This window comes from Streptomyces monashensis, from assembly GCF_001866665.1.
GTDB classification, from domain to species: domain Bacteria; phylum Actinomycetota; class Actinomycetes; order Streptomycetales; family Streptomycetaceae; genus Streptomyces; species Streptomyces monashensis.
This window is the reverse complement of the sequence record NZ_MLYO01000016.1, coordinates 108674-126081: the sequence shown is the minus strand read 5'-3', so window position 1 is coordinate 126081 and position 17408 is coordinate 108674. Positions and strand designations below refer to the sequence as shown.

At 69.1% G+C, this 17408-nt stretch carries 13 protein-coding genes; 3 read left to right on the top strand and 10 right to left on the bottom strand.

What is annotated here, in order from left to right; genetic code table 11:
- The first annotated feature begins 87 nt into the window (after window positions 1-87).
- The gene (locus tag BIV23_RS09195; RefSeq protein WP_071380282.1) at window positions 88-1305 is read left to right on the top strand and encodes a thiolase family protein; all 1218 of its coding nucleotides are present in this window, start codon (window positions 88-90) and stop codon (window positions 1303-1305) included.
- Window positions 1302-3431, top strand: coding sequence for a 3-hydroxyacyl-CoA dehydrogenase NAD-binding domain-containing protein (locus BIV23_RS09190; RefSeq protein ID WP_071380281.1), 2130 nt, complete (start codon window positions 1302-1304; stop codon window positions 3429-3431). The genes BIV23_RS09195 and BIV23_RS09190 overlap by 4 nt, the downstream gene beginning before the upstream one ends.
- A gap of 52 nt (window positions 3432-3483) precedes the next feature.
- Here BIV23_RS09190 and BIV23_RS09185 read toward each other — a convergent pair whose 3' ends face one another.
- Entirely contained in the window at window positions 3484-4500 is a 1017-nt protein-coding gene (locus BIV23_RS09185; protein WP_071380280.1) for a DUF8189 domain-containing protein, read from the bottom strand.
- A gap of 70 nt (window positions 4501-4570) precedes the next feature.
- Here BIV23_RS09185 and BIV23_RS09180 point away from each other — a divergent pair, with 70 nt between their 5' ends.
- Window positions 4571-4984: a PIN domain-containing protein gene (locus BIV23_RS09180; protein ID WP_071380279.1), complete on the top strand. Its 414-nt coding sequence runs from the start codon at window positions 4571-4573 to the stop codon at window positions 4982-4984.
- A 24-nt stretch (window positions 4985-5008) separates the two neighbouring features.
- On the opposite strand, the gene BIV23_RS09175 is transcribed toward BIV23_RS09180, so the two are convergent.
- From BIV23_RS09175 to ngcE, 9 genes are all read right to left on the bottom strand, one after another.
- Window positions 5009-6532, bottom strand: coding sequence for an amino acid permease (locus BIV23_RS09175; protein WP_071380278.1), 1524 nt, complete (start codon window positions 6530-6532; stop codon window positions 5009-5011).
- Window positions 6533-6697: 165 nt separating this feature from the next.
- The gene (gene dxs / locus BIV23_RS09170; RefSeq protein ID WP_071380277.1) at window positions 6698-8626 is read right to left on the bottom strand and encodes a 1-deoxy-D-xylulose-5-phosphate synthase; all 1929 of its coding nucleotides are present in this window, start codon (window positions 8624-8626) and stop codon (window positions 6698-6700) included.
- A 135-nt stretch (window positions 8627-8761) separates the two neighbouring features.
- Window positions 8762-10072, bottom strand: a complete 1311-nt coding sequence (locus BIV23_RS09165; protein ID WP_071380276.1) for a sugar ABC transporter permease — start codon at window positions 10070-10072, stop codon at window positions 8762-8764.
- Window positions 10069-10860 (bottom strand): ATP-binding cassette domain-containing protein, encoded by a 792-nt coding sequence (locus BIV23_RS09160; protein WP_071380275.1) that lies wholly within the window; start codon window positions 10858-10860, stop codon window positions 10069-10071. The genes BIV23_RS09165 and BIV23_RS09160 overlap by 4 nt, the downstream gene beginning before the upstream one ends.
- Window positions 10861-11073: 213 nt before the next feature.
- A complete protein-coding gene (locus BIV23_RS09155; RefSeq protein ID WP_071380274.1) occupies window positions 11074-12177 on the bottom strand; it encodes a substrate-binding domain-containing protein in 1104 nt (367 codons plus the stop codon).
- 132 nt (window positions 12178-12309) lie between these two features.
- Window positions 12310-13521 carry an ROK family transcriptional regulator gene (locus tag BIV23_RS09150; RefSeq protein ID WP_071380273.1) on the bottom strand — a complete coding sequence of 404 codons (1212 nt, stop codon included), beginning with the start codon at window positions 13519-13521 and terminating at the stop codon, window positions 12310-12312.
- Window positions 13522-13737: 216 nt separating this feature from the next.
- The gene (locus BIV23_RS09145; protein ID WP_071380272.1) at window positions 13738-14661 is read right to left on the bottom strand and encodes a carbohydrate ABC transporter permease; all 924 of its coding nucleotides are present in this window, start codon (window positions 14659-14661) and stop codon (window positions 13738-13740) included.
- Between the two features lie 3 nt (window positions 14662-14664).
- Window positions 14665-15591 (bottom strand): carbohydrate ABC transporter permease, encoded by a 927-nt coding sequence (locus BIV23_RS09140; RefSeq protein ID WP_071380271.1) that lies wholly within the window; start codon window positions 15589-15591, stop codon window positions 14665-14667.
- A gap of 28 nt (window positions 15592-15619) precedes the next feature.
- Window positions 15620-17065, bottom strand: a complete 1446-nt coding sequence (ngcE, locus tag BIV23_RS09135; protein ID WP_071380270.1) for an N-acetylglucosamine/diacetylchitobiose ABC transporter substrate-binding protein — start codon at window positions 17063-17065, stop codon at window positions 15620-15622.
- Window positions 17066-17408 lie beyond the last annotated feature (343 nt).

Sequence of the window (17408 nt, the reverse complement as noted above, 5' to 3'; positions counted from 1 at the left end):
CGGCCCGGGGGGCTGGGCAGCTACATTACTCACAAGTAGCATGGTCGTAAGCAAGCGCTCAGCGTCCCATTCTGGAGGAGAGCCATCGTGCCTCGTACCGTCAGGGACGTCGTCTTCGTCGACGGCGTCCGCACCCCGTTCGGCAAGGCGGGCCCGAAGGGCATCTACCACGAGACCCGCGCCGACGACCTTGTCGTGAAGGCGATCCGGGAGCTGCTGCGCCGCAACCCCGGTCTGGACCCGAAGAAGATCGACGAGGTCGCCATCGCCGCGACCACCCAGATCGGTGACCAGGGTCTGACCCTCGGCCGTACCGCCGGCATCCTCGCGGGCCTGCCGCAGTCCGTGCCGGGCTACTCGATCGACCGCATGTGCGCCGGCGCCCTGACCGCCGTCACCACCACCGCCGGATCGATCGCCTTCGGCGCCTACGACGCCGTCATCGCCGGTGGCGTGGAGCACATGGGCCGCCACCCGATGGGCGAGGGCGTGGACCCGAACCCGCGGTTCGTGAGCGAGAAGCTCGTCGACGAGTCCGCCCTGTTCATGGGCATGACCGCCGAGAACCTGCACGACCGGTACCCGACGATCACCAAGCAGCGCGCGGACGAGTACGCGGTGCGCTCGCAGGAGAAGGCCGCCAAGGCGTACGCCGACGGCAAGATCCAGCAGGACCTGGTGCCGATCTCGGTGCGCCGCACCAACCCGGAGGCCGGCGAGACCGGCTGGGGTCTGGTCACCGCCGACGAGCCGATGCGTCCGGGTACGACGCTGGAGAGCCTGTCCGGTCTGAAGACACCGTTCCGCGTGCACGGCCGCGTCACCGCCGGTAACGCCGCCGGTCTCAACGACGGCGCGACCGCCTCGATCATCGCCTCCGAGGACTTCGCCCGCGAGAACGACCTGCCGGTGAAGATGCGCCTCGTCTCGTACGCCTTCGCGGGCGTCGAGCCGGAGGTCATGGGCTACGGCCCGATCCCGGCCACGGAGAAGGCCCTCGCCAAGGCCGGTCTGTCGATCGAGGACATCAACCTCTTCGAGATCAACGAGGCCTTCGCCGTCCAGGTCCTCGCCTTCCTGGAGCACTACGGCATCGCCGACGACGACGCGCGCGTCAACCAGTACGGCGGCGCCATCGCCTTCGGCCACCCGCTGGCCTCCTCCGGCGTCCGTCTGATGACGCAGCTGGCCCGCCAGTTCGAGGAGCAGCCGCACGTCCGCTACGGCCTGACCACCATGTGCGTCGGCTTCGGCATGGGCGCGACGGTCATCTGGGAGAACCCGCACTTCGAGGGGGACAAGTGAGCACCACCGCCGAGCTTCTGCAGCAGGCCTCCGCGCAGTTCCCCGACGAGGTCGTCACGTCCGCGCACGTACGCCACCTCGACCTGCCCTTCGGCGCGGGCCGCTTCGCACTGATCACGCTGGACAACGGCCTGGACCACACCAAGCCGACCACCTTCGGCCCCGCCTCGCTCGCGAACCTCAACACCGCGATCGACCAGGTCGAGAAGGAGGCCGCGGACGGCGGGATCGTCGGCGCCGGCATCACCGGCAAGCCGTTCATCTTCGCGGTCGGCGCCGACCTCAAGGGTGTGGAGATCCTCAAGGAGCACGAGCACGCCCTCGCCATCGGCAAGGGCGGCCACGAGGTCTTCAAGCGCCTGGCCAAGCTGGCCGTGCCGACCTTCGCGTACTACAACGGTGCCGCGATGGGCGGCGGCGTCGAGGTCGGTCTGCACTGCTCCTACCGGACCGTCTCCAAGGCGATCCCGGCGTTCTCGCTGCCCGAGGTCTTCCTCGGTCTGGTCCCCGGCTGGGGCGGCTGCGCCCTGCTGCCGAACCTGATCGGCGCCGACAAGGCCGTCTCGGTCATCATCGAGAACAGCCTCAACCAGAACAAGCAGCTCAAGGGCCAGCAGGTCTTCGACCTCGGCATCGCCGACGCGCTCTTCGAGGGCGCCGACTTCCTGGAGCAGTCGCTGCTGTGGACCGCCCAGGTCCTCAAGGGCGACGTCACCGTCGAGCGCCCGGTGATCGACCGCGGCGAGGCCTGGGACCAGGCCGTCGCCCGGGGCCGCTTCATCGCGGACTCCAAGGTGCACGGCGCGGCCCCGGCCGCCTACCGCGCCCTCGACATCATCGAGGCCGCCAGGAACGGTGACCTGCAGCAGGGCTTCGACGCCGAGGACCAGGCGCTCGCCGACCTGATCATGGGCGGCGAACTGCGCGCGGGCCTCTACGCGTTCAACCTCGTCCAGAAGCGCGGCAAGCGTCCCGCCGGCGCCCCGGACAAGAACCTGGCGCGCCCGGTCACCAAGGTCGGTGTCGTCGGCGCCGGTCTGATGGCCAGCCAGCTCGCGCTGCTGTTCCTGCGCCGCCTCGAGGTGCCGGTCGTACTGACCGACATCGACCAGGAGCGCGTCGACAAGGGTGTGGGCTACGTCCACGCCGAGATCGACAAGCTGCTCGGCAAGGGCCGGATCAACCAGGACAAGGCCAACCGCCTCAAGGCGCTGGTCAGCGGTGTCCTGGACAAGGCCGAGGGCTTCTCCGACGCGGACTTCGTCATCGAGGCCGTGTTCGAGGAGATCGGCGTCAAGCAGCAGGTGTTCGCGGAGGTCGAGGCCGTCGCGCCGGCGCACGCGATCCTCGCGACCAACACCTCCTCGCTGTCGGTGTCGGAGATGGCGTCGAAGCTGAAGCACCCCGAGCGGGTCGTCGGCTTCCACTTCTTCAACCCGGTCGCCGTCCTCCCGCTGCTCGAGATCGTCCGCGGCGAGAAGACGGACGACGCCTCGCTCGCGACCGCGTTCGCCGTCGCCAAGAAGCTGAAGAAGACCGCGGTCCTGGTCAAGGACGCCCCGGCGTTCGTCGTGAACCGCATCCTGACCCGCTTCATGGGCGAGATCCAGAACGTCATCGACGAGGGCACCCCGGTCGAGGTCGCCGAGAAGGCCGTCGAGCCGCTCGGTCTGCCCATGTCCCCGCTGGTGCTCCTGGAGCTGGTCGGCCCGGCGATCGGCCTGCACGTCTCCGAGACGCTGCACGGCGCGTTCCCGGAGCGCTTCACGGTCTCCCCGAACCTCAAGGCGGTCGTCGAGGCGGGCAAGCGCGGCTTCTACGTCTACGACAGCGGCAAGCCGGAGCTGGACCCGGAGGTCGCCGCGCTGCTCAAGCAGGGCGACAGCGTGCTGACCGAGGAGCAGGTCCGCGAGCGGGTGCTCGACGCGGTCGCGCAGGAGATCGGGCTCATGCTCGACGAGGGCGTCGTCGCCGAGGCGCAGGACATCGACCTGTGCCTGATCACGGGCGCCGGCTGGCCCTTCCACCTGGGCGGCATCACGCCGTACCTGGACCGTGAGGGTGTCTCGGAGCGCGTGACCGGCAGGAAGTTCCTCGCCCCGGGCGTGGCGTCGGTCCCGGCGTAACACCGGACGCGGTGTGCGGGGCCCCCGCGGCGGCGGGGGCCCTTTCGCATGCTCAGACCTGCTGCCACGCCGTGAGCGCCAGCCCCGGCTCGTCCTTGCGCCGGGACAGCAGGAGCTGCCCGGTCGACGGGGACAGCGTCGCCGCCACCACCCGGCCGTCCGCGTCCTCGGCCAGGCCCACCAGGGCGTCGACGGGCAGGCGCGGGCCCGACTCCGTCCACCAGGCGCCCGCCGACTCGAGCTCCGTGGGATAGGCGGCGAAGGCCACCCGGCCGCTCGCCGAGCGCTGCGCGAGCAGGGTGCAGTCGTGGCCGTCGAGTGCGCAGCGGATCGCCGCGACGGGGCCGGGGCCCGCCGCGGGCATGAGGACCACCGGCTCGCCGCCGGGGCGCCAGGCGCACAGGTCCCCCGAGGTGTCCGTGAAGAACACCGTCGTGCTCCCGGACGAGGTCGCGAGGGCGCGCAGGGTGCCGGGGCGGACCGGGGCCTTCAGACGCTCCTGCATGACCGGCCGGGCGCCCGGCTCCTGCTGGCTCCAGCGCAGCATGCCGTCGGGGACGGCCGCGTACACCTCGACCAGGCCGGACTCCCCGGTCACCGCCGCCAGTCCGTCCTGGACCTTGCTGCCCCGCAGGTCGAGCCAGGGCTCCCAGCCGCCCTTCTCCTTCTGGGCGAGGTGGTGCACTCCGGCGCCGTTGTTGCGGACGAACACATGGGCGCGGCCCTCGGCGTCCACGGTGACGGCCGGGGTGCCCGTCCGGTCGCCCTTCTTCTTCGGGTGGCCGACCGGGTTCCAGTCCAGGGCCGCGAGCAGCGGGCGGAAGTGCGTGGAGTGCACCAGGCCCGACTCGCCCTCCGCCGTGGGCCGCCAGGCCACCAGGTGGGCATAGCCGTCGTGGCCCTGGCCGATCCCGGCCGAGGGGTGCAGCGGCAGATCGCCGCCCAGCCGCTGAGGCGCGGTCCACGAGCCGCCGGGGACGCGCTCGGCCCGCCACACCACGGCGTCACCGGAGATCAGGTAGACACTGAGCCGGCCGTCTCGGCCGCGCAGGAACCAGTCGCCGTTCACCGCTTCACCCTATGCGGTGGTCTTCGGGGCGCTCCCGCCGCCCTGGTCACCGGCTGAGACCCTTACCGGTATGACGGACACCACCGGCGCGCCCGACGCGGAGAGCGCACCTCCTCCTGTGCCGCTGCTCATCATCGACGGCGCGAACGTCGTCGGCTCCGTGCCCGACGGCTGGTGGCGCGACCGCCGCGCGGCCGCCGCCCGCCTGCGCGACCGGCTGGTGCCGTACGCGCGCTCCGGCGTGGCCGGTCTGTCCGGGCCCGTGGAGCTGGTCCTCGTGGTCGAGGGCGCGGCCCGGGGTGTGGCCTCCGTGCCCGGGGTACACGTCGACGAGGCGCCCGGCAGCGGCGACGACCGGATCGTGGAACTCACCGCGGCCGCCGGCGACCGCCCCTGCCTGGTCGTGACGGCCGACCGCGAGCTGCGCCGCAGGGTGACCGGTCTGGGCGCCGAGGTCACCGGCCCGCGCGCGGTGCGCGGCTGAGGCGCACGGTCCCCGAGCGGGGCCCTAGGGAGTGTTCCCGGCGGGCGGTCCCTGGGCGTCCCCGGCCGGGGTCTGCTCCCGCAGGGCCAGCCGGCTGTGGGTGCGGCCGTAGAAGAAGTAGACGACGAAGCCGATCACCATCCAGACGGCGAACCGCAGCCAGGTCTCGGCGGGCAGGTTGAGCATCAGCCACAGCGAGGCGCACACCGACAGGACCGGGACGAGCGGGACCCACGGGGTGCGGAAGGCACGGGGCAGGTCGGGGCGGGTGCGGCGCAGGATCACCACGCTGATCGCGACGACGACGAACGCGAAGAGCGTGCCGATGTTCACCAGCTCGGCCAGCTCGGCCAGGCTGGTGAAGCCGGCGACGATCGCGATGATCACGCCGAGCAGGACGGTCGGCCGGTGCGGGGTCCGAAAGCGCGGGTGGACGTGCGAGAAGAAGCGCGGCAGCAGCCCGTCGCGGCTCATCGCGAAGAAGACGCGCGTCTGGCCGAGGAGCAGGATCATGCAGACCGTGGTCAGACCGACGGCCGCGCCGAAACTGATCACGCCCGCGTACCAGGGGTGCCCGATGGCCTTGAAGGCGTCGGCGAGCGGGGCCTCCACGGACAGCTTGGAGTACTTCTCCATGCCGGTGACGACGATGGACACGGCCACGTACAGCACGGTGCAGATGAACAGCGAGCCGAGGATGCCGCGGGGCATGTCGCGCTGCGGGTTGCGGGTCTCCTCGGCGGCCGTCGCCACGATGTCGAAGCCGATGAAGGCGAAGAAGACGACGGAGGCGGCGGTGAAGATGCCCATCACACCGAAGTTGGCCGGTGCCCAGCCGACCATCAGCTGGATCAGCGGGGCCTTGAGATTGCCGCCCGCCGGCACCGGCTGGGACGGCGGGATGAACGGCTTGTAGTTCCCGCCCTTGATGAAGAAGGCGCCGGCGACGATCACGATGAGGACGACGATCACCTTGATCGCGACGACGAGCGAGGTGATCCGGGCGGACAACTTCATGCCGAGGACGAGGATGCCGGTGAGCACGAGCACCAGGGCGGCGGCGAGGATGTCGAAACCGAAGCCGGTGGCGTTGTCCCGGCCGGACAGGTAGTCCGGCAGGTGCCAGCCCGCGTTGTCGAGCAGCGAGCGGATGTAGCCGGACCAGCCGACGGCCACCACCGCCGTGCCGAGCGCGAACTCCAGGACCAGGTCCCAGCCGATGATCCAGGCGGGCAGCTCGCCCAGCGAGGCGTAGCTGAAGGTGTACGCCGAACCGGCCACGGGGACGGTGGACGCGAACTCGGCGTAGCACAGCGCGGCGAGCCCGCAGACCACGCCGGCCACCACGAAGGCCAGGGACACCGCCGGGCCGGCGTTGTTCTTGGCGACCTGACCAGTGAGAACGAAAATGCCGGTGCCGATGATGACACCGACGCCGAAGACGGTCAGGTCGAGCGCGGAGAGGGACTTCTTGAGCGAGTGCTCCGGTTCCTCGGTGTCCTGGATGGACTGCTCGACGTTCTTCGTCCTGAACAGCGCGCTGCTCACGTGCCTACCTCCCACGCTTGTGGGTGTCCCGACATCGGCCGGACACGGCCCGGCATGATCGGGAGGGTCGGGGAGCGTATGCCCCGGTAGGGGCAGGTTCACGCAAGCGGGCCGGTTCCGCCACCGCAAAGGGGGGCGGAACCGGCCCGCGGGGGGCGCGTTCGGTCAGTCGCGCGCGGGCTCCACCGAGTCCACCTCGGCGGCCGTGCGGTCGAACCGGCCGTCGAGCCTGGCGACCAGCCCGGTGACCTGGCGGGCGATGTCCGGGGCGGTCAGGCCGATCTCGGTGAGCACCTCGCTGCGGGAGGCGTGGTCCAGGAAGCGCGGCGGGATGCCGAAGTCGCGCAGCGGCACGTCCACGCCCGCGTCGCGCAGGGCCTGGGCGACCGCGGAGCCGACACCGCCGACGCGGCTGTTGTCCTCGACGGTCACGACGACCCGGTGGCGCTCGGCCAGCGGGGCCAGGGCCTCGTCGACGGGCTTGACCCAGCGCGGGTCGACGACGGTGGTGGAGATGCCCTGCTTGTCGAGCAGGCCGGCGATCTCCAGGCACATCGGGGCGAGGGCGCCGACCGAGACCAGCAGCACGTCCGGCCGGTCGGTGCCGGGCTCGCGCAGCACGTCCATGGCGCCGACGCGGCCCACGGCCGGTACGGCGGGGCCGACGGCGCCCTTGGAGAAGCGCACCACGGTCGGCGCGTCGTCGACGGCGACGGCCTCGCGGAGCTGGGCCCGCACCTGCTCGGCGTCGCGCGGCGCGGCCAGCCGCAGCCCCGGCACGACCTGGAGGATCGACATGTCCCACATGCCGTTGTGCGAGGCACCGTCCGTGCCCGTGACGCCGGCCCGGTCCAGCACGAAGGTCACGCCGCACTTGTGCAGGGCCACGTCCATCAGGACCTGGTCGAAGGCGCGGTTGAGGAAGGTGGCGTAGACGGCGAAGACCGGGTGCAGACCGGCGTAGGCGAGGCCGGCGGCCGAGACGGCGCCGTGCTGCTCGGCGATGCCGACGTCGTAGATGCGGTCCGGGAAGGCGTCCGCGAACTTCTTCAGGCCGACCGGCTGGAGCATGGCCGCCGTGATGGCCACGATGTCGTCGCGCTCCTTGCCGAGCTCGACCATCTCGTCGCCGAACACGGAGGTCCAGTCGGCGCCCGAGGCCTTGACCGGCAGGCCGGTGTCGGGGTGGATCGGGCCGATGCCGTGGAAGCGGTCGGCCTCGTCCGCCAGGGCGGGCTGGTAGCCGCGGCCCTTCTCGGTCAGGCAGTGCACGATCACCGGGCCGCCGAACCGCTTGGCGCGGGCCAGCGCCGACTCCAGCGCCTCGATGTCGTGGCCGTCGATCGGGCCGACGTACTTCAGGCCGAGGTCCTCGAACATGCCCTGCGGGGCGATGAAGTCCTTCAGGCCCTTCTTGGCGCCGTGGAGGGTCTCGTAGAGCGGCCTGCCGACGACGGGCGTGCGCTCCAGCAGGTCCTTGCCGCGGGCCAGGAAACGCTCGTACCCGTCGGTCGTGCGCAGCGTCGCCAGGTGGTTGGCGAGACCGCCGATCGTGGGGGCGTACGACCGCTCGTTGTCGTTGACGACGATGACGAGCGGGCGGTCCTTGGCGTCGGCGATGTTGTTCAGCGCCTCCCAGGCCATACCGCCGGTGAGGGCGCCGTCGCCGATGACGGCGACGACATGGCTGTCCCGCTGCTTGAGCTGGTTCGCCTTGGCGATGCCGTCGGCCCAGCCGAGCACGGTCGAGGCGTGGCTGTTCTCGATGACGTCGTGCTCGGACTCGGCCTGCGCGGGGTAGCCGGACAGGCCGCCCTTCTTCTTCAGCCGGGAGAAGTCCTGCCGGCCGGTGAGCAGCTTGTGCACGTAGGACTGGTGGCCGGTGTCCCAGAGCACCTTGTCCTTCGGGGAGTCGAAGACGCGGTGGAGGGCGATGGTGAGCTCGACCACGCCCAGGTTGGGGCCGAGGTGGCCGCCGGTCTTGGAGACCGCGTCGACGAGGAAGGTCCGGATCTCCCCTGCCAGCTGGTCCAGCTCCTCCAGGCTGAGCCGGTCCAGATCGCGCGGTCCCCTGATGCGGGTCAGCAGCGGCACCCGTGCCTCCTTGCGTTGAGCTGATCGAGCTTTCCGGGCTCGCCCGAGTCTAATGTTTGGGCTTTGCAGGACATGACAGCGCCCGGCACCTTTCGGGCACCGGGCAACTGTTCCTACCCTTTGTTGCGCGCGACGTTACGCGCGACCCGCGGTCTTCTGCGTCTTCCGGGTGATCGAGTCGATCACGACGGTGGTGAGCAGAACCGCGGCGGTGATCATGTACTTCACCGGCTCCGCGATGGACTCCAGCTGGAGTCCGTACTGGATCGAGACGATCACCAGCACACCGAGCAGCGCGTTCCAGGTGCGGCCCCGGCCGCCGAAGAGCGACGTACCGCCGATGACGGCCGCGGCGATCGCGTTCATCAGCAGGTCACCGGTGCCGGCGCTCTGGTTCGCCGACGCGATCTTCGAGGCCAGGAAGAGGCCGCCGATCGCGGCGAAGCCGCCCGAGATGGCGAAGACGGAGATCCGCACCGCGGTGACGTTGATGCCCGCACGCCGGGACGCCTCGACGCTGCCGCCGAGCGCGAAGATCTTGCGGCCGTACGGCGTGCGGCGCAGCACGAAGTCGGTGCCGATCAGGAAGGCGAGGAAGATCACCGTGGCCAGCGGCAGGCCCTTGTACTGGTTGTACATGTACGCCGCGGCGAAGGCGACCACGGCCAGCAGCGCCGTGCGCAGGACCGTGTCGCTGAGCGGCCGGGACGGCACGCCCGCGGCCTCCCTGCGCCGGTTGCCCAGGAACGAGGTCAGGAAGAACACCGCGACCACGACGACGGCGAGCCCGTAGGCGGCGGCCACGTCCGAGAAGTAGTACGTGGTGAGCTTGCCGACCAGGCCGTTCGGGTCGAGGTTGATCGTGCCGTCGGCGCCGAGCACCTTCAGCATGAAGCCCAGCCAGAACAGCAGACCGGCCAGCGTGACGGCGAAGGCGGGAGCGCCGAGCACGGCGAAGAAGAAGCCGTGCAGCGCGCCGATGGCGATGCCCGCGGCGAGGGCGATGAGCACGGCCGTCCACTCGGGCCAGCCCTGGTTGACCGCGAGGACACCGGCGAGGGCGCTGGCCGCGCCGCTGACGGAGCCGACGGACAGGTCGATCTCGCCGAGCAGCAGCACGAAGACGATGCCGACCGAGATCATGCCCGTGCCGACCATCGTGATCGTGATGTCGTTGATGTTCTGCGCGGACAGGAAGTTCGAGTTCAGGACCTGGAAGATGATGCAGATGATCGCGAGGCCCAGGACGACCGGGACGGAGCCCAGCTCACCGGCCTTCATCTTGCGCTTGAACTCGTGCCAGTAGCCGAGCAGGCCCTCCTGCTGGACCAGCAGGCGCGGGTCGACCGCGGTGACCGCGGCGGCCGCGGCCTCGGGGTTCTCCACGGCGGGCGCGTCCTGCGCCGGGGTCTCGCCGGCGCTCGCGGAGGTCTTGTCGATGCTCACTTGGAAACCTCCCCGTTCGTGCGCGCCGCACGGCGGGTCACGGCGTTGTCGGTGGCGCCGGTGATGGCGGAGATGATCTCCTCCTGCGAGGTCGTCTTGACCTCGAAGACGCCGTTGTTGCGGCCGAGGCGCAGGACGGCGACCTTGTCGGCCACCGCCTTCACGTCCGCCATGTTGTGGCTGATGAGGATGACGGCGTGGCCGCGCTCGCGCAGGCGCTCGACCAGGTCGAGGACCTGGGCGGTCTGCTCCACGCCGAGGGCGGCGGTCGGCTCGTCGAGGATGACCAGCTTGGGCTCGCCGAGCATCGAACGGGCGATGGCCACGGTCTGGCGCTGACCGCCGGAGAGCGAGGCGATCGGGATACGGACGCTGGGGATGCGGATCGACAGCGTGGTGAGCAGCTCGCGGGAGCGGCGCTCCATCTCGACCTCGTCCAGGACGCCCCACTTCCTCAGCTCACGGCCGAGGAAGAGGTTGCCGACGACGTCGATGTTGTCGCACAGCGCGAGGTCCTGGTAGACCGTCGCGATGCCCAGGGCCTGGGCGTCGTGCGGCCGGGTGATGGTGACGGGCTTGCCGTCCCACTCGATGACACCCTCGTCGATCGGGTGCACGCCGGCGATCGTCTTGACCAGCGTGGACTTTCCGGCGCCGTTGTCGCCCACCAGGGCGACCACCTCACCGGCGTGGACCTCAAGCTCTACGTCGGTGAGCGCCTGAACGGCACCGAACCGCTTGGAGACCCCGCGCAACGCCAGCACGGGCGTAGCGGACACGTGAACCATCTCCTTCGCCGCCTGACCCGGCGGGAGGTTGTGCAGAAATCTGGGCGGGAGGGTTGGGGGAAACCCTGGGGGGAGTTCCGTCCGGCGCCCCGCGCCGAGCTTGCGGGGCTGTGTGATCGCGGGACGCCGGAGGAGTCCTGGGGGCGGCCGGTCGGCTTCCCTACGGGGCATTCAAGGACGAACGCCCGTGTACGGGAAGGGACTTGGCGCCGGTTACTTGAGGCCGAGCTTGTCGCAGGCCGCCTTGTAGTCGGCGGTGCAGATGTCGGAGACGGTGTAGTAGCCCTCCTTGATGACCGTGTCCTTGATGTTGTCCTGGGTCAGCGAGACGACCGGGACGAGGACGGACGGGACATCCTTCTGGGAGGTGCTGGAGACCTTGTCCTTGGCGATGGAGTCCAGCGACTTGCCCTGGGCGAGCGCGACGGCCATCTCCGCGGCGACGTTCGCCTCCTGCGGGTAGGACTTGAAGACGCTCATGTACTGCGTACCGGCGACGATGCGCTGCACACCGGCGAGCTCGGCGTCCTGGCCGGTGACCGGGACCTTGATGCCGGCGCCACTGAGGGCGGTGATGATACCGCCGGCCATGCCGTCGTTGGCGGAGTAGACACCCGCGATGCTGCCCTTGCCGACCGCGGAGATCGCCGCCTCCATCTCGGAGTTGGCGTTGTCCGGCGACCACTCCTTGGTGTCGTACGACTTGGCGATCGTGACCTTGCCGTTCAGGACCTCGAGGGCGCCCTTCTTGAACTGGGCGGCGTTCGGGTCGGTGACCGAGCCGTTGACCATCACGATCTTGGAGGACGTGGTGGCCTTGCTGCCCAGCGCCTTCAGCAGGGCCTGGCCCTGGGTCTTGCCGACCTCCTCGTTGTCGAACGAGGTGTAGGCGCTGATCGGGCCCTCGGCGAGGCGGTCGTAGGCGACGACCTTGATGCCGGCGTCCACGGCCTTCTGCACGGAGTTCTGGATGGCCTTGGCGTCGACCGCGTCCACGATCAGGACGTCCACCTTGTTGGTGATCATGGTGTCGACCTGCTGCGCCTGCAGGTTCGCGTCCTGGTGGGCGTTGTTGTAGTCGAGCGTCGCCTTGCCGTTCGTCAGCTCCTTGATCTTCTTCTCGATCAGCGGCTTGTCGAACTTCTCGTAACGCGCGGTCTTGTTCTCCGGAAGAAGGAGGCCGACCTTGATGTTGTCGCCCTTCTTGGCGGAGGACGACGAGGAGGAGTTGCTGCTCTTCGACTCCTTGGCACTGCCACAGGCGGCCAGCGTGACGGCCATCGCACCGGCGGCGACGACAACGGCGGCACGACGCATACGTGCGTTCACTTGAAAACCTCCCTGACGAGGCCGCGTCGTTGCGGCCGAGGTGGCTGGAAGTCAACTCGGCCGCAGGTTCGACGTCAAGAAGTAAATCCTTAACGAGATGGCAACGGTGCCATCCGTTATCTAAGTGAAGGCAGGGGTAGCCGCGGACAGAGCCCCGACGACATTACCTGACAGAAGCGACGAATCACCCATCTCGCTGAGGGCGAGGGCAAGCGCTCCGAGCACCTCCGCACGGCCCCCAAGTGCCCCGGGCAGAACCGACAGTTGGCGTGCCGCGCTGGGGATGGCGTACCGGCCGACGGACTCCCTGATCGGCCCGAGCACCAGCTCGCCGGCCTCGGCGAGATCACCGCCGAGGACCACCCTGCTCGGGTTCAGCAGATTGCAGAGATTGGCCACTCCACTGCCGATGTGGCGGCCGACGTCGGCGATCACCCGACGGCAGCCCGGGTCACCTTCCCTGGCCAGCCGTACGACGCCCTCGAGCGTGAGGTCGGGGCCGTGACTGGGCTGGAGCAGCGGGAGCACATAGCGTGCGGCCGCGAAGGTCTCCAGGCAGCCACGGTTGCCGCAACGGCAGACCGGGCCGGATTCATCGAGTGTAATATGCCCGATTTCTCCGGCGGTGCCGCCCGGACCGCGATAGATCTTCCCGTCGATCACCAGACCGGCGCCGACACCGCTCGCGACCTTGATGTACGCGAGGTCGCGCACGCCCTTCCCGCTGCCCCAGACCAGCTCGCCGAGGGCGCCGAGGTTGGCGTCGTTGTCCACGTGCACGGGCACCCCGAGCCGCTCGCGCAGCTCCTCGGCGGGCTTGGTGCCGCCCCAGCCCGGCAGGATCGACGTCGAGCCCAGGGTGCCCGACTCGACGTCGATGGGGCCCGGCACGCCGAGGCCCACCCCGGCCACCTTGGACCGGTTCACCCCGGTGGCCTCGATCAGCCTGCTGACCAGCTGCTCCGCCCGGTCGAAGCCCTGCGCGGCGGACGCGTCCACGTCCAGCGGCTCGGCCTCCTCGGCCAGTACCTGATGGGCGAGGTTGCCGATCGCGACCCGCAGATGGGTGTGCCCGAAGTCGACGCCGATCACAATGCCCGCGTCCCCGCTCAGGCTGACGCTGCGGGCCCGCCGCCCGCCCGCGGATGTGGGCGTGACCTCGACGGTTCCGCCGTCCTTCAACTCCCGCACGATGTTGGAGACGGTCGCGGCGGACAGACCGGTCGTCCGCGCGATCTCCGCCTGCGTGAGGGACCCTGCCAGGCGTACGGCCCGGACGACCCGCTCCAGGTTGGCTCGGTGCAGCGACGACTGCGACCCTGGAGTCTCCACGACGACCTCCTGAGCGCGAGGCCGCTTCGGCGAGGCCCCGCGTATGTCCAACTAGTGAACTCTAAGCTGAGCCGTTCGGGGCGACTCACGTCAAGAGGTTGAACCGTATCCGGGGCTTCGGAGACGCAGCGCACACAACGGCGCACGCCGCCCCCGGGACGGGGACGGCGTGCGCACGGACGGTCGCGACGGGTGACCCCCGTCCGGGTCGGGAGACTACTTCAGCGCCCCCGCGGTCAGGCCCTGGACCACCTGGCGCTGGAAGACGATGTACGCCCCGAGCACCGGCAGCATGGCCATGACCAGGCCCGCGAAGAGGCCGGACCAGTCGCCCTTGTAGCCCTGGCTGACCGCCAGCTGGACCAGCCCCTGGGTGAGGACCTTCTTGTCGGGGTCGGTGTTGAGGACCGTGGGCAGCATGTACTGGTTCCACTGGCCCAGGAAGTTGAAGATGCCGACGCTGATCAGGCCCGGCTTGGCCATGGGCAGCATGATCTGGAAGAACGTGCGCGTGTGCGAAGCACCGTCCACGAAGGCCGCCTCCGCCACCGAGGTGGGCAGGGTGCGGAAGAACGCCGTCAGGAAGAAGACGGTGAACGGCAGCGAGTACGCGATGTAGACCAGGATCAGCCCGTGGATCGTGTTCAGCAGGCCCATGTTGTTCACGACGTAGAACAGCGGGACCAGCGCGAGCATGATCGGGAAGCTCATGCCGCCGACGAACAGGTAGTAGATGAAGCGGTTGCCCGGGAAGTCGAAGCGGGCGAGGACGTAGGCCGCCATGGAGCCGAGGACCAGGGTGCCGACGAGCGAACCGCCGACCACCAGGACGGTGTTGAGGAAGTAGTCGCTCATGTTGGCGTCGGTCCAGGCCCGCGCCCAGTTGTCGAAGTGCAGGTGGTCCGGCAGCGACCAGGGCGAGGAGAAGATGGAGCTGTCGGACTTGAAGGACGTCATCACCGCCCACAGCAGCGGCGTGACCACCATGATCGCCCAGATGATCAGCACGCCGTGGGAGAAGACGTTGAGGACACCGCCCTCGCTCTTCTTCCCGGACGGCCGCGGGACCGGTACGTCGATCTTGGAGACGGTCGCGCCGGACTCGGCCGGCAGCGGTGCGGGGGTCTCGGTCGTCTTCATCTGTCAGAACTCCAGCCGCTCGCGACGGCCCAGCCGCATCACGATCGCCGCGAAGGCGAGCGTGACGACGAGCAGGGCGACGCCGATCGTGGTGGCGTAGGCGGCCTGACCGTCCCGGAACGCCTTCTGGTACACGTACAGGACCAGCACCGTGGTCGAGTAGTCGGGCCCGCCCGGTCCGGTCGTCATGATCTGTACGACCGCGAACGACTCGGCGCCGAGCGCGAGGATGCCCATGTAGACCCAGCCGGACTGCACGGTGTCCCACAGCAGCGGCAGGGTGATCCGGAAGAAGGTGGCGGCCCGGCCGGCGCCGTCGAGCAGCGCCGACTCGTACAGCTCGGTGGGGATGGAGGCCATACCCGCGGAGAACAGGACCACGAAGAAGCCGACCGTGGACCAGACGAGCACGGCCATCACGCACCACAGCGCGAGGCTCGGGTCGCCCAGCCACAGCGGCTGGACGCTGCCGAGGCCGACGCCCCGCAGGATCGAGTTGATCGCGCCGCTGTCCGGGTTGTACGCGAAGGCGAACAGCAGCGCGACGATCGCGATGGACAGCACCTGCGGGAAGAAGTAGACGATTTTGTAGAAGGACGAGCCCCGCACCCCGGAGATCGCGGGGCCGCCCTTCCTCCGCCGTCCGCCCACATTGATCATGAAGGCGAAGAACAGCGCCAGACTGATCGTCACCAGTGGCAGCACCAGGGCGAACAGCAGACTGTGCTCCAGCGACTTCCAGAAGATGTCGTCGTGGACCATCCTCGTGTAGTTGTCGAAGCCGACCATCTTGAATTCGGGGCTCAGGCCGGTCCAGTCCGTGAACGAATAGTAGATGGACTGGATGAACGGCCACACCACGAAGAGCGCGTACAGTCCCAGGGGCAATGCCAAAAACCCCACGATGAACCGGTACTTGCCGTGCTGCATCGCCACTCCGGTGCGGTCAGGGTGCTGTTTACTGGTGCTTGTAGTGCTTGATGGTGGTGTCCTTGGCCGCTTCGTCGGCGAATCCCTGGATCTTCTTGATGGCCTCGGCCGGGGTGAGCCGGCCGGCCATCATCTCGCCGAGCCCGGACACTCCGATCTTCTCCTTCTGGAGCTGCACGTACCAGTCCTGAAGACGCGGATTCACCACGTTGGATCCGGCCAGCTGAAGCGCCGCGACACCCGATTTGAGGCCCGGGGTGAGCGTGATTCCGGTGGTGCCGCCGTTGTAGGCCGTCAGCGACTTCACCTTGCTGGTGAAGTTCTTGGACGACGCCTCGGAGAGCATGATGCGCAGCTGCTCCATGCCGCCCTCGGGGTTCGCCGCCTTGGCCGGCACGACGAACGGCTCACCGCCGGAGGCCCAGATGGTGCCGAACGGCAGCTTGTCGCTGCTGTCGATGCCGGAGGGCGCGGAGACGGCGAGGTCGAAGTCCTTCGGGATGACGTTCGCCGACTCGTTCTCCACCCAGGAGCCGTTCGGGATGAACAGCGCCTCGCCCTTGGCCCAGGCGGTCTGCGACTGGATGTGGTCGAGGCCCGGGGTGCCCTTGAGGATGTAGCCCTTCTTGTAGAGCTCGTAGTACGCCTCGAAACAGGCCTTGACGGCCGGGTGCTTCCAGGCGTTCGGCTCCAGGTTGTCGATGGCGTCGAGCACCTCGCGCCCGCCGACCTTGCCGATCATCGGGTAGAGCGAGAAGGGGATGTAGTACGGGTACTTGCCCGCGTACGTCCAGCCCGCCATGCCCTTCTTCTTGGCCTTCTCGCAGACCGCGAGCATCTCGTCCCAGGTCTTCGGGTACTCCGCGTCCAGCGAGTTCAGGGCCTTCTGCGAGTACCAGACGCCGTACACCGTGTAGGCGTAGTAGAAGATCCACACCGGGTTGCCGTCGAACTGTCCCATCTCCACGATGCCGGGGCGCAGCGTGTCGCGGACCTTCTTGTTCGGGTCGTCGTACGACGGCGCGTCCAGCAGCGGGGTGAGGTCGGACAGCTGGTCCTTGCCGACCAGGACGCCCATGTCCATCTGCTCGGCGCCGGAGTTGTCGATGAGGTCCGGCGGGTTGCCCTGGTTGAAGCGGGGCTGGAGCGTGGACTGGATCTTCTGGGTGGCGGAGAACTTCACCTGCGCCTTGGGGAAGTCCTTCTGGTAGATCTTCACCGCGTCCTGGGCGTACTCCTTGCCGAAGCCGCCGTCGAAGAGGACGAATTCCATCTGGGCGCTCTCGTTGACACCCAGCGGGTTCTTGGCGGTCTTCTTCCCCGCCTTGTCCTTCTTCTGACCTCCTCCGCCGCTGCTCGCACAGGCGGACAGCAGTCCCATACCCGGGGCCGCGACCAGGCCGAGCGCGGCGGACCGCTTGATCAGATCACGCCGGCCGACGCCTTCGGCACTGTTGTTCGAGGTGGATCCCATGCTCAAGTCCTCGCCTTCTCCAGGACTCAGGCGGTGAACCGGATCCTCCCCGGCACCGCTGTCGGGTCAAGCTGGGTGGTGCAGGGTCACGCTGGAAGTGCCGACAGGTATAGTCCACTTCCCGCCACGGTAGCAAGATCGAATGCACGGTTCACCAAGGGTCTTTTCCGAGTTGAGACCTCGCGGAAATACGAGCCTCCCGCGGGCCGGTGGCGGAAATATTCGCGGCATAAGTCCCTGAATGCCACGCCCAACGCCCTTGACACCACCGGCCACTTGACGCCCTACTGGATCCTGCGCCCCGGAGCTTGACAACGTTGTCCAACAGAGGGCGCAGGAGGGG